The sequence below is a fragment of the Bartonella sp. MM73XJBT genome (assembly GCF_028618465.1).
In the GTDB taxonomy this organism is placed as follows: Bacteria; Pseudomonadota; Alphaproteobacteria; order Rhizobiales; family Rhizobiaceae; genus Bartonella.
Genome location: NZ_JAQISY010000012.1, coordinates 22,799 through 36,710 on the forward strand (window position 1 = coordinate 22,799; position 13,912 = coordinate 36,710).

Consider the following 13,912-nt stretch of genomic DNA (forward strand, 5'->3'; position numbering starts at 1 on the left):
CAAATGTCTATATTTAAAAAAATTATCATTCCCCAAGACATCTCTACTCCCATGATTTTTGATGGGATTACCGATGGATTTGAAGCCTTTGTACTTGCTCAATTGCGTTCAAAAATTGCACATGATAAGCCACTTATCTATGTTATTCGTGATGGAACAAAAATTTCCCATTTACAGCAAGTTTTAAATTTTATTGAGCCCAATTTACCTGTACTTCAATTTCCTGCATGGGACTGTTTACCCTATGATCGGGTCTCACCTGGAAGTGCTGTTATGGCACGTCGGCTTTCGACTTTGGCTCATATAACAAGTTTGCGTAAAAATCCACACGCTGCAATTATATTAACAACAGCAAATGCAATTATGCAAAAATTGCCTCCTCGTGAAATAATTGAAACTCAAGTAATTCACGCACGTGTTGGCCAGCGTACGGGGATGGAGCATTTCATTCAATTTTTAGAATCTAATGGTTTTGAGCGTGTTACGGTTGTTCGTGATGTTGGTGAATTTGCTGTGAGAGGAGGAATTCTTGATATTTTTTCTCCGATTGATGTTGAACCATTACGGCTTGATTTTTTTGGAGACACTCTAGAGACCATCCGTGTATTTGATCCTGCCACCCAAAGAACAACAAGCAAACGAACGGAATTTCTTCTACACTCAATGAGTGAGGTTGTTCTTACTGCTGAATGCATTAGCAGATTTAAAAGCAACTATATTCGTACATTTGGTGTGTCACAAAAAAAGAACATGCTGTATGAAGCTCTTTCTCAAGGGCGACGTTTTTCCGGTATGGAACATTGGTTGCCCTTTTTTTATGAGAAACTTGATAGTTTTTTTGATCATTGTGGTAATTTAGCAGTTGTTTTTGAACATCTTATAGAAGAAGTGCTTATCGAACGCTATCGCCTTATTGAAGATTATTATAATGCGCGCAAAGAGCATGAAAATGATAAAGCAAATCCTACTTCTTATCATCCGATAGAGCCTAGCCTTCTTTATTTAACGCCAGAGCGTGTCGCAGAAATCACTAGAACATCCGGACAACGTATTGATTTTACGCCTTTTAATGTTCCGCAAACTTTTGGAAAAACGGTTATTCACGCAAATGTTAAACTGGGATATGATTTTGTAAAAGAGCGCAATGCACAGGAGAAAAATGTTTTTTCAAGTGTCGCTCATCATGTTGCTTCATTGCGTGCTGCTGGCAAGAAGGTATTATTAGCCGGTTGGAGTGAAGGATCTCTCACACGTTTGCTGCAGGTTCTAGATGAACATGGAGTAAAAAAAATAGATGTTGTAAAATCATTACAAACGGTACAAGCAACACCACGTGATCGTATAACAGCAGCTGTTATACGAATAGAGCATGGTTTTGAAGTGGAGGATTTTTCTCTCATAACAGAGCAAGATATTCTCGGTGACCGATTCATAAGATCACCCAAACGACGGAAGCACAATACAAACTTTATTTCTGAAATTGCAGCTTTAAATTCTGGCGATATGGTTGTGCATGTCGACCATGGTATTGGGCAATTTGTTGGTCTTAAAACGATTACAACAACCGGAATTTTACGAGATTGTCTTGAAATTAAATATGCTGGAGGCGATAGGCTTTTTTTACCTGTTGAAAATATCGAACTTCTTTCACGTTATGGATCGGAGGGAACCGATGTTACATTAGACAAGTTAGGTGGTGTTGCTTGGCAAGCACGCAAAACACGACTTAAAAAACATTTATTGGAAATGGCAGGACAATTAATCCGTATAGCGGCAGAGCGTGCTATGCGTTCTGCATCTGCTTTGGTTCCGCCAATTGGACCATTTGATGAATTTGTTGCACGCTTTCCCTATGAAGAAACAGAAGATCAAATGAATGCTATTGATGCTGTATTAGATGATTTGGCATCAGGCAAACCAATGGATCGCTTAATATGTGGCGATGTTGGCTTTGGAAAAACAGAAGTTGCCATTCGAAGTGCTTTTGTTGCCGCTTTAAGTGGATATCAGGTTGCTGTGGTTGTGCCGACAACTTTACTTTCACGACAACATTACAAAACTTTTCTTTCACGTTTTCAAGGATTGCCCATTAAAATTGGTCATGCATCAAGGCTTGTGAAAACTAAAGAACTTGCACAAGTCAAAAAGGGTATTGCAGATGGTACGATTGATATTGTTATTGGCACACATGCACTTTTAAGTGATGCCGTTAATTTTTTACGGTTAGGACTTCTTATCATTGATGAAGAGCAACATTTTGGTGTAAAACACAAAGAGCGTTTAAAAGAGCTTAAAAGTGATATTCACGTTCTCACACTCTCGGCAACTCCCATACCGCGCACTTTAGGACTCGCATTATCAGGGGTACGGGAATTGTCATTGATAACCACTCCTCCCATTGATAGAATGGCGGTTCGTACTTTTATTTCACCGTTTGATTCACTGGTTATACGCGAGACATTGCTTCGAGAATATTACCGTGGTGGACAAAGTTTTTATGTTTGTCCTCGTATTTCTGATCTTGTCTCTGTAGAAGAGTACCTCAAAACACATGTACCTGAACTCAAATTCGTTGTTGCTCATGGGCAAATGCCAGCTGGACAACTTGATGATATTATGAATGCATTTTATGATGGACAATATGATGTTTTGCTGTCAACAACCATCATTGAATCAGGACTTGATATTCCAACAGCGAATACATTAATTGTACATCGTGCTGAGTTGTTTGGTCTTGCTGCTCTTTATCAATTACGTGGTAGGGTAGGGCGTTCAAAACAACGTGCTTACGCACTTTTTACCTATCCCTCAGGTAAAGTTTTAACGCCTGCTGCTGATCGTCGTCTTAAAGTTTTACAATCTCTGGATAGCTTAGGAGCTGGTTTTCAATTGGCAAGTCATGACATGGATATTCGTGGTTCAGGAAATTTTTTGGGTGAAGAGCAATCAGGACATATCAAAGAGGTTGGATTTGAACTCTATCAAAAAATGCTTGAAGAAGCCGTTGCTGAATTAAAAAATGGCAAACAAGATGAGGACCAACAATGGTCTCCTCAAATTTCACTTGGTACAACAGTAATGATACCAGAAGGTTTTGTACCTGATTTACCATTACGCATGGGGCTTTATCGTCGTTTAACAGAACTTAATAATTTAGAACAAATAGATGAATTTGCTGCCGAATTAATAGATCGCTTTGGTCCTTTGCCATTGGAGGTCCAACATCTTCTTAAAGTCTTTTATATTAAAACCTTGTGTCGAAAAGCTCATGTGGAAAAATTAGATACGGGACCAAAGGGAGTTGTTATACAATTCCGCAATAATTATTTTGCAAATAGTGTGGCGCTTGTCCAGTGGATCGGAAAACAAGGTCCAATGGCAAAAATTAGACCAGATCAAACTATAGCTCTTATTCGTGACTGGTCAACCGTCGATGAAAGGCTCACTGGAGCAGCAACAATCATGACACAGCTTGTAGAAATGGCAGAACACCATTCTGTTTAAAAATTTTCCTATATTATCTTTATATTAAAAATAATTTAAAAACTGCAATAACTATAAAAAATATAAATTATGTATCATATTAATAAAATAAAAGTAGTTTTTGACAATTAATAATTTTATAAATAGTAGAAAATAATAAAAATATAAATATACTAAATAAGTTTCTTATACATTTTTTAACAAGCTAGAATATACTAAATTAGGTATTATTATAAAATGAACTGTTTTAATTACAAAAAAATGCAAATGATCAGTTTAATTTATCATCTATAACTATAATCTTATTGTCTTCCATATAGAGAATTGTTTTGTGGCCTAATACTAATTTATATACTATCTGTTAGTGTAACATCTTATTGTAGAATATTGATTTTTTCATCCTATGAAGAAAATATAACAAGAGTGAATAGAACTAAGTTTTACCGAACCATTCTTGAATATAAAAAAGCATACGGCTTATAATATTTTTTCTTTTATTTGGCAAAACTATATTATGCACTCCCTCAAATGCTTTGCAAACCATAGGTATATTTTCTAAAGATGAATCTCCACGTACGACAGCATTTATTATATTGTCATATAACTCTTTTTTATAATTATAAGGTCCTGTTTTTAGAAGTTCTTTAATGCCTTTGACTAACTTTAGATCTATTGACTGGATTGCATCTTTTGCCCAACTGAAATCCTTCTTTTTCCAACCGAAATCTTTGCGCAAAACAGCAGCTATATCACTATGCAAGATGCTTTCAAAGGTTCTGCAAGCAACAACAAAAATAAGATAGTTTTTCATTATCTCATCATTACCTAAAACATTTTCAGTTACTTTCCATTCATTAAAAAATTGAATTCTTTCTAAATATTCCCTTGCTTTAAGGCGCTTCTCTTCATATTCTTTTTCCTCGTACTCTTGCGCGATGTATGTTCTATATATCAATTTAAGCTTTCCTTCAGCTAACTTCCCTAGTTTTAAAGTAAGCCTGAAATGTTCCTCACTGAGGTCATCCTGTTTTTGCAAAAGCTTATTCTGTTCATGTAAAATCTTGTAGTGTTTTATACGAGGAGTACGTTTTATCAAAAGATTCAACGCATCCAGTTTTTCCTCAATGAATTCAATTTCACTGTCAACAATAATTTTTCTATCTTTAAAACGTTGATATTTTTCATCAAGAGTTTCATTAAAAAGAAATGCAGCATAAACATTTTTTACTCCACATATCAAAGCCAGTAACAGAAATATTATATTCAACAATCTTTGTAATGAGGAAATCATCTTATCTCACTTTGATAAATGGTACTCTCTATTTTTAATAGCGCGCTTTTTAATATATTAGCCTGATGATATCAACTCAATTATATACAATATGTGTAAAATATGTCAGTTAAAAACTCAATTAAAACACTAAAAAATTTTTATATTTTACCAAAATATCACTTTTAATTAATACATATCGATACAATATTTTTTTAAATGACAATAAAAGATTCATATGATTTTTAGAAAGAAGGAAATGGTTTCTTTATTACAAAAATTACTCTTTATAGCTTTTTTGTTACTCACTTTTAATATGTTGCTTCAACAATTCTTATGCCGTGTCCAGCTTAGCCGAGTTATCTCTTGGTAAAAAATATCAGTATTTTAAAGAGAAAAGAGAAAATATTAACAGTAGAATAAAATTTATTGAAGAAAAACTTAACTAATTTAAATCTTTTTAAAAATCGCACTTCTAATAATACATAATACTATGGTCTCTTGCAGGAAAAGAATACGCTTTTGCAAGAACAGTTTTTAATTTAACTTTATTTATGACTCTCTGTAAATTTATCTATATATAATAAGAACACTCTTATCTATATATATAGATATATTGTATATATTTATTATATATAATTATAATAAATTAAATATTCTAAATTAAAATAATAGTAAAAATATTTATTCTTATCTAAATAAGAATATCTTTTATCAACCTTTATTATTTTATTCAAAATTACTCATATAATAAAAATAAAATAAGTTTTGTTAAATTATTTTTATTCACGCTACCAAGCGGGCAAGTGATATCCACAAAGTGATGTATAGGTAGGGTGTTTAATGTATGATCAACGTGCTATCCACTGTTCAAGTAAATGATACAGAGGTATATATAGTAACTTCAGAAATAAGAACTCTATCCAAAGCCTGAACTGCTGCAATGAAATCAACATCTAAGTGAGCATCAAGCATCGCTTTTATCATTGCATCTATAGCAGGATCAGCTACTCCAGAAAAATTAAAACTCCTTTTTCAAATTTTGAGAAGCAGAACTCCAACAATTTATTTGTTCGTTTGCTGAAAAGAGAGAGTTTTTTTATTTTGCTATAATCATATCATAACCAAACATTCCCAAACTATTTTGGTGTGGACTATCATAAACGGTTCTAACTTCAGCGTGAATACTTAGGTGTGACAACATACTTTGAAAGGCAAGAGCAACTTTTGCTTCTTCACGTGGTTGAGTCATAATTTTAAATTGAAACGGCAAATCATTGGTGACAATAGCTCTATTATTTTTTCGTAAATCCTACTTTTTATAAAAGTTTTTAAACTTTTTTCACTATCGATCGATCCATACCTGATCTATCTGTTTTGGAAATACGCCAGCTTGCATCCACAACCTTAGAAAAACTGCATCAGGATAAGGTGCTAAAAATATTGTTTTTTTTCACTTGCTGGTTTTTCAAAAGATGAAAGAAATAGCCAGATCCCAATAACCTTCTGTTCTACAATAGATATTATTGGAAAGACGATGATTTGCCTATTCAAAATCAAAAAGGAGAGATAAAGCCTGTTTTATTCTCTTATATTTAAAATAGTATGATGCGTATGAAAAACAAATCCCATGAAATCGGCAGGAGTTTCTTTTGAAAAATTTTCTTTAATAACACGTTCTTCGTGGACATCTGGAAAATCATAGCAGTGTTGCCAACGATTGGGATTTGTTTCAATAAAAATACCAATCATACCTTTTTAAAAGGCTTCAAAGTATGCCGTATTATTACGAAAATATTCAATTTGAATGATATCAAAGTTATTTAATCCTTTTAATTAAAGGAAAGATCTTGTCTCTAATATGAGGATTATGTTTATAGATAATCCGCTACCTGGATCAACATGCTCAATAATATAGGGATCGCTTCCTAGAATCTTATTCAATTCATTTCAAAAAAATCATCAACATGAATAGTATTACAAGATATTGATTTATAATGATAATTTAGCGTTATTCATATTGAATGAGACCCTCGAATAACGTAAGATTCTCTCATTTCAAATCTGTTTATGTTGCATCAATTAAAATCACTCATTTGCACATTACAAGCGGGATGAGTGTGTGGATCAAATTTGTATAAGAAAGGACTAAAAATGGTCCTTATGAACCGTCTTAATGCAAGGGCTGTCGCAACATTGGGGGCTGGCAAATATAATGATGGTGCCGGCTTGCTTCTTCATAAGCGTAAAGATGGAGGTGCTCAATGGATTTATCGTTATACCATTCACGGGCGGCGCCGCGAAATGGGCTTGGGGGCTTTAAGAGATGTCTCTTTAAAACAAGCCCGTGAATTGGCAACAGGATGGCGTTCTGTTTTACGTGAGGGTCGTGACCCCATTAAAGAACGCGATAAACAAAAGCGTGAAGCAATAAGCAATCTCCATTATTTAAAAGATATTGCACTAGATGCTTTTGAAAGTCGTAAAGCTGAATTAAAAGGGGATGGTAAAAATGGACATTGGTTTTTACCTCTACGCCTTCATATTCTCCCTAAATTAGGCTGTCTGCCCGTTTCAGAGATTACCCAAACAGAGATACGCAATACCCTCGCTCCTATTTGGCATACAAAGGCTGGAACAGCAGAGAAAGCATTGATACGTCTTAATCTTTGTCTCAAACATGCGGCTGCATTAGGGTTGGATGTTGATTTACAAGCAACAGAAAAAGCACGCGCTCTCTTAGGTAAACAACGCCATAAGAAACAAAACTTTCCAGCAATGGATTGGAGAGAGGTTCCGGCTTTTTATAAAACACTTTGTGAAGCATCAACCCTAACACAACTGGCTTTACGTTTGCTTATCCTGACAGGCGTTCGTACCAATCCTTTGTGTCATATTCATAAAGAGCAAGTTGAGGGGAATATATGGACTATTCCTGCTGAGAATATGTCGAGCTACGATAGGCATTAGGCTTGCCAAAAGAAGAGGAAATTTGCGATCTTTTGAATGTGGAAAACGTATTTTAATACCATAAATCTTTAATCTTTTCGATAGCTTCTATATGTTTCATATAGTGATCAAATGGAGAACTTCCTTTATCTTTAAGATAACTTCATTGTGAAGAATACGTCTTCAACTGTTAGTGGCTTGCCATCTAAAAGCGTGCCTTTGGATTCAGAAAAAGTAATTTCAGTGCGTGTATTGTTTAATTCAATTTTTTCTGTCAAAAGGTTATAAAAGTGTAAAAGCTTCATAAAGAGAGCGTACCATCATTGTTCCATAAACAAAACTAGAAAAATTGTTCATCTGAGAAAAGTTTTCTTGCCGTTGTACTAAAACTGCGAATGACGAAGGGATTTAATCCACCAAATGTTCCAACAACACCGCAGCTAGAGCTTCATGATTTAACAAGAAGAAATATAAATATAAAAAAATTTAAAGTAATAAGATCTATAGAATAATATAAGAATTTACTTATGACTATATTGTAATAATGATTCGTTTATGCAATTTTATTTCATTTCGTGACAGTAAGATATTTTGTAGATTAATTTCATAAATCCTAATGCCATAAAAGGAGAAAACTGTATAAGAATGCATAAGAATTTAGCTGGCAAATTGTAGTGTTTCCTCCAAATTTGACTTTTCTCTTTATATTGAAGTAAGAAACGTAAAGAGAGGGTGTCATTTCATTGGTTTAATTTAATACACTTGATTGAAATTATATTTAATATTCCTGTTGTTGGGGATATTATAAAAGCGCGTTGAAAGGATTGACTTAATCATGTCGCATAAAAATATTTATTCTGTTATTTCAGGGTTAGCGGGAGCTGTTGCCCTTTTTTTTACAATTCATACTTCTGCAGGGGCGCAGACTTTATCTCAAGGTTGGTATAAGGTTTGCAGTAAGCAGCATGATGTTGATGTTTGTAATACAATGAACACTGTTGTATCAAATACGGGACAGCCTTTAACAGCCTTTAATCTTGTTGAAATAAAAGGAAAACAAAATGAAAAACGTATAGGTATTCAAGTGCCTACAGGTCGTTTTTTGCCAGAAGGTGTTCTCATTCAAATAGGAGATAATTTCTCTAAAAAAGTTCCTTATATTATTTGTAACGGGCCTAGTTGTATTGCCAATGATGTGTTAGATGATAAGCTTATTACTGCTATGAAAAGTGGTTCAAAAATGGTTGTAACTACAATTAATTTTCGTGGTTCAGCTAATCCTATTGAATTTTCTCTTAATGGATTCACAGCTGCGTACACAGGTCCTGGTATGGAGGAAAAAGATTTTCAACAAGAACAAATAAAGTTGCAACAAGCCATTCAATCAAAGCAAAAAGAGATTGAAGATCGTATGCGCGCTGAGCAAGAGAAAGCTAAACAGAACTAATTAATATACGACATAAGTAAAGTATTCTTTGAATATTTTTCGCTATGTTTACTTATTGAAACCGCCGTAAAATATTTACGGCGGTTTTCTTATATTTAATTTTTAGAAAGATTTCTACGTTTCCACCAACCAGTGCGCTCAGTCTTGGGAGAGTCATCAGGTGTTGATGATATAACAACAGGGGTATTGATTTTCTCCTCAACTTTGGAGGAAGCTGATTTGGTAGTTTCCTCACTTACAGTTTTTTGTTCTGATGGTTCTTGTGTTGTTAACTCTTTAGAGAGTGATTTTTTACGCGTTTTACGTATTCGTTTTTTGCTATTTTCAGGCGTTTCTTCCGCGGTGTCATGCGCAGTTTCATCCATTTTTTTTGTTTTAACTTTACGTTTTGGAGCAGTTATAGATTTTCCTTCTAAAGATTCTGCTACTATTACATTTTGGTCGTTTCCAATATCTTGCTGATTTTGCACTGTTTTTGACGAACGTACTTTATGGTTTTTAGGTTTAGTAATCGTATCAACTTTTACAATATCATCTTGTTGTATATTCAAGTGTTGTGTATCATTTTTTGCTTCTTCTAATGGGGCAGATTTTGCAGCTGGAATACGACGTTTGCGATAGGCTGTTTTGATTTCTTCTAAGGCCTGTTTAGCAAAATCTCCTACCGGTTCTGCATAAGGAGTACGAGGCTGATAAGAACTATTATCCTGATGATGGCGCCCCCCACGACGTCCCCGACGACGTCCCCGACGACGAGTATCATCATTTAGTGTATCATCTTTTTTATGAATGGTGGAAAGAGAATTGTCATGAACTTCGCCTTGACGATTTTTACGCTGACGTTTCTGCTTTGTTTCAACAAGTGTTCTATCTTCTGTAACAGGATTATCTCTTAAGAGTTCATCTGTGATTTCTTCTTTATTGTTATCTTCAAAGAGCAATGGAGTCTGAGAAACTGCTTCCGCTATTGCACCCTTAGAAATAATGAGATGTTGCGTTCCAATGCTATCATCTGCTTCAATACTAATATTAAGTTTAAAGCGCGCTTCTAGATTAACAAGAATATTGCGTTTATGATTTAATACATAAAGCGCTGTTGTTACGGGCGTGCGTACAGTAATGTTATGTTGCGGATTGTGAAGAAGATATTCTTCAATTGAGCGCATGACATGTAAAGCTATTGATGATTCAGAACGAACATTTCCTGTTCCAGCACAATGCGGGCAGGGGTGTGTTGTGCTTTCTAAAACTGATACGCGAATACGTTGACGACTCATTTCCAAAAGGCCAAAGTGTGAAATGTGACCAACTTGAATACGAGCACGGTCACTTTTTAAGCAATCTTTCAATTTTTTTTCGACCAGTCTCACATTGCGCTCTTCAAGCATGTCTATAAAATCAATCACAATCAAACCAGCAAGATCACGCAAACGTAATTGACGTGCTATTTCTTCTGCAGCTTCAAGGTTGGTTTGTAATGCTGTTTTCTCAACAGAAAGTTCTTTGGTAGAACGACCAGAATTTACATCAATAGCAACAAGCGCTTCAGTTTGATTAATAACAAGATAACCACCAGATTTTAAAGAAACTTGTGGGTGCAACATTTTATCAAGTTGAATTTCAATATTATTGCGTGTAAAAATTGGGATAGGATCGCGATAAGGTTGTACAACTTTTGCATGACTTGGCATAAGCATACGCATGAAATCTTTTGCTTCACGATATCCTTGGTCACCTGAAACAAGAATTTCATTAATATTTTTATTATAAAGGTCTCGTATAGAACGCTTTATGAGATTACTTTCTTCATGAACAAGACATGGTGCCGTGGATTTAAGTGTCAAAGTGCGAATAGTATCCCATAATCGGGTAAGATATTCATAATCGCGTTTAATCTCGGCTTTTGTTCTATTCGCTCCAGCTGTTCGTAGGATAACACCCATGCCCTTAGGAACAGCTAACTCTTTTACAATTTCTTTAAGACGCTTGCGATCTTGTAGATTGGTGATTTTTCGTGAAATACCACCCCCACGTGCTGTGTTGGGCATGAGAACAGAATAACGACCTGCTAGAGATAAATATGTTGTGAGTGCAGCACCTTTATTGCCACGTTCTTCTTTGATAACTTGCACCAACAAAATTTGACGTCGCTTCATCACTTCTTGAATTTTATATTGACGTCCTTGTTTTCGTTGATAGGTAGGGAGTTCTTCACGCACATCCTCGGCACCAACCATTTCAATATCATCATGAGCAATACTTGCACTAAAAGATTCTTCTGCATCATCAACGGTTATTGCTTCAGATCTCATGTCATTTTCAACATCAACTGCCATGACATCATTACGCTCATCTTTTTTTGTTTTTCTGGAGCGTCTTTTATTCTTTTTTGTTTCTTCAGTAGGAACATCTACATAATTGTCTCCTACAGCAGCTTGTTCCTCTTCTTCAAGAAGAGCCAGACGATCCGCAATAGGAATTTGATAATAATCAGGATGAATTTCAGAAAATGTCAAAAAACCATGGCGATTACCACCATATTCGACAAAAGCTGCTTGGAGCGATGGCTCTACACGTGTAATACGCGCCAGATAAATATTCCCCTTAAGCTGCTTTTTATGTTCTGATTCAAAATCAAGTTCCTCAATTTTGTTGCCGTGAACAACAACAACACGTGTTTCCTCCGGATGGGAGGCATCTATAAGCATTTTGTTTGACATAAGTTAAAATCCTGAAGGCGACATGCGCAACTTTATTCAAACGAACAGTATGACTATTCGCAAATGTGAGGGGCTGTCTGCCATAAAAGGGAGGTACCAGTAAAACAGAACGGGATACTCCATAGAGATGCAAGACTGCATTTACAGCAATTCTCATCATCATTTCCCTCTGTTTTGTATGACTCATAATTTTTGTAAGTCTCCGGTAAAATAATCTTTAAAATAGTTCGGATGTCCGAACCAGCGAATCTAAATAACGTAATCCTAGCTTTTGTGACACAAAAAAATTTCATCCATAAAAAGCCTGAATGTATAACGTGGTAACAAATATTCTAAAAAACAACTTAATATGGACTACAGATTATTTAGGTGGTTACTATTGGCTAGGAAGCCGTAAATGTTCTTTTATGTTGATATCATGATTTTGGCAAGTAACAATGTAAATACATATCATTATAATGCCTTTATTGCCTTAATTTAATTTTTAGAGGTATTTTTTAAAGTTGGAGAATTCAGCATTTATTGAAAAAGATGAAATAAATCTGATAGATTGCTTTTATACCGTTGAGATCAATTGTTGCTAATAGAGAATTTAAGAGTATTTCACTTATGATAAAAGGGGTTTCTACCAAAAAGCCAAAAGCAGCCTATTGGGATATTATTTTGTACGTCCTATGTTATGTATTCTTTTTTTTAATATTTCAAACAAATATCCAAGCGGCAAATGCTTTAAAACTTGTTGATTTGCGAACTATTGGAGATAGTGCACGCACACGTATTATTGCGGTTTTTAATGCTGAACCCAATGTTCGTTTACAGACTTTGGATAAGCCTGCCCGTTTGATTATCAATTTGCCTACTGTTGATTTTTCAGGACAAAATACACCTTTTAAAAAACAGAATACACTATCAAGTATGTTATCAGATGTTCGTTATGGTTTTTCTGATATACGGACTTCACGCATTATTTTGACGAGTAAAATTGCTTTTGTTGTTGAAAAGAGTACAATCCAAAAATTAGAGAATGGTTTATGGCAACTCCTGATTGATATTCGTAAAACGACACAAGAAGAGTTTAATGAAATATTTGAAAAACAAGAAAGCAACAAGCTTGATACAAAAATACAACGAATAACAACACGTAATTTTCGTGTTGTTCTTGATCCTGGTCATGGTGGAATTGATGGTGGTGCGCGAGGTATTAGTGGGATTTTAGAAAAAGATGTAACACTTGCCTTTGCTCGTGTCTTGCGAGATGAATTAAAAAAATATTCTCATATCACCGTAGCTTTAACACGCGATTCTAATATTTTTTTAAGATTAAGTGAAAGAGTTAAAAAAGCGCAAGAATTTGATGCCGATCTTTTTATATCTATTCATGCAGATACTATTAATTTACATTCTCTTCGTGGTGCTACAGTCTATACCATATCAGACAAAGCATCTGATGCAATTGCAAAATCCTTGGCTGAAAATGAAAATAGAGTTGATCTTCTGGATGGTTTACCGGTAGATGAATCGCTTGAAGTTACAGATATTTTGCTCGATCTTACTCGACGTGAAACGCACGCATTTTCGGTGAATTTTGCCAATAGTGTTGTTTCAAATTTATCAAAAAGTAATATCAATCTGATAAATAATCCTCATCGATATGCTGATTTTCAAGTTTTAAGGGCTTCAGACATCCCCTCTGTTTTGATAGAAATTGGTTATTTATCCAATAAAGAGGATGAAGAATTATTAAACAATCCGCAATGGAGAAAACAAATGGCTATCTCAATTGCGCATTCTATTCACCAATTCGCTGAATATAAGCAGAAAATTATGCAACCTCTTTAAATTGGTGAGAAAATAAAGTATCAGTATCGGGTTCTGATAGAGTTTAGTATAAACAATAAAAGATAAAAACAGTTTTTCTTTATCTTCCATCGCGCGGTGATATCCGCACAGCGTTAGTAAGATAATATATTTTTCTTTAATCAATTCTAAAGGAGTGGATAGCCGTTCTGATGATGATTTTTTTTAGATACCTTCTGAGTTTTG

General features: G+C 34.7%; 6 protein-coding genes and 1 pseudogene. 4 read left to right on the top strand and 3 right to left on the bottom strand.

Going from position 1 to position 13,912, the window contains the following annotated elements; translation table 11 throughout:
- Window positions 1–3 precede the first annotated feature (3 nt).
- Entirely contained in the window at window positions 4–3,504 is a 3,501-nt protein-coding gene (mfd, locus tag PVV69_RS05505) for a transcription-repair coupling factor (RefSeq protein ID WP_273756762.1), read from the top strand.
- Window positions 3,505–3,916: 412 nt separating this feature from the next.
- On the opposite strand, the gene PVV69_RS05510 is transcribed toward mfd, so the two are convergent.
- Together PVV69_RS05510 and PVV69_RS05515 are read right to left on the bottom strand one after the other, a co-directional pair.
- Window positions 3,917–4,774, bottom strand: coding sequence for a hypothetical protein (locus PVV69_RS05510; protein ID WP_273756763.1), 858 nt, complete (start codon window positions 4,772–4,774; stop codon window positions 3,917–3,919).
- Between the two features lie 1,560 nt (window positions 4,775–6,334).
- Window positions 6,335–6,505, bottom strand: a complete 171-nt coding sequence (locus PVV69_RS05515) for a hypothetical protein (RefSeq protein WP_273756764.1) — start codon at window positions 6,503–6,505, stop codon at window positions 6,335–6,337.
- A 402-nt stretch (window positions 6,506–6,907) separates the two neighbouring features.
- Between PVV69_RS05515 and PVV69_RS05520 the strand changes: the two are divergent.
- Together PVV69_RS05520 and PVV69_RS05525 are read left to right on the top strand one after the other, a co-directional pair.
- A pseudogene (locus tag PVV69_RS05520) lies at window positions 6,908–7,702 on the top strand (tyrosine-type recombinase/integrase); the annotation flags it as partial.
- 835 nt (window positions 7,703–8,537) lie between these two features.
- On the top strand, window positions 8,538–9,149 hold the full coding sequence (locus tag PVV69_RS05525) for an invasion associated locus B family protein (RefSeq protein ID WP_273721266.1): 612 nt from the start codon (window positions 8,538–8,540) through the stop codon (window positions 9,147–9,149).
- A gap of 95 nt (window positions 9,150–9,244) precedes the next feature.
- On the opposite strand, the gene PVV69_RS05530 is transcribed toward PVV69_RS05525, so the two are convergent.
- A complete protein-coding gene (locus tag PVV69_RS05530) occupies window positions 9,245–11,869 on the bottom strand; it encodes a ribonuclease E/G (protein WP_273756765.1) in 2,625 nt (874 codons plus the stop codon).
- A 609-nt stretch (window positions 11,870–12,478) separates the two neighbouring features.
- On the opposite strand from PVV69_RS05530, the gene PVV69_RS05535 reads away from it, so the two are divergent.
- A complete protein-coding gene (locus tag PVV69_RS05535) occupies window positions 12,479–13,708 on the top strand; it encodes an N-acetylmuramoyl-L-alanine amidase (RefSeq protein WP_273756766.1) in 1,230 nt (409 codons plus the stop codon).
- The last annotated feature ends 204 nt before the right edge of the window (window positions 13,709–13,912 follow it).

What these genes read in the sequence shown, in the direction of transcription:
- PVV69_RS05535 (WP_273756766.1), top strand. Translation starts at nt 12,479, where the DNA reads ATGATAAAAGGGGTTTCTACCAAAAAGCCAAAAGCAGCCTATTGGGAT.
- PVV69_RS05525 (WP_273721266.1), top strand. Translation starts at nt 8,538, where the DNA reads ATGTCGCATAAAAATATTTATTCTGTTATTTCAGGGTTAGCGGGAGCT.
- mfd (WP_273756762.1), top strand. Translation starts at nt 4, where the DNA reads ATGTCTATATTTAAAAAAATTATCATTCCCCAAGACATCTCTACTCCC.
- PVV69_RS05510 (WP_273756763.1), bottom strand. Translation starts at nt 4,774, where the DNA reads ATGATTTCCTCATTACAAAGATTGTTGAATATAATATTTCTGTTACTG.
- PVV69_RS05515 (WP_273756764.1), bottom strand. Translation starts at nt 6,505, where the DNA reads ATGATTGGTATTTTTATTGAAACAAATCCCAATCGTTGGCAACACTGC.
- PVV69_RS05530 (WP_273756765.1), bottom strand. Translation starts at nt 11,869, where the DNA reads ATGTCAAACAAAATGCTTATAGATGCCTCCCATCCGGAGGAAACACGT.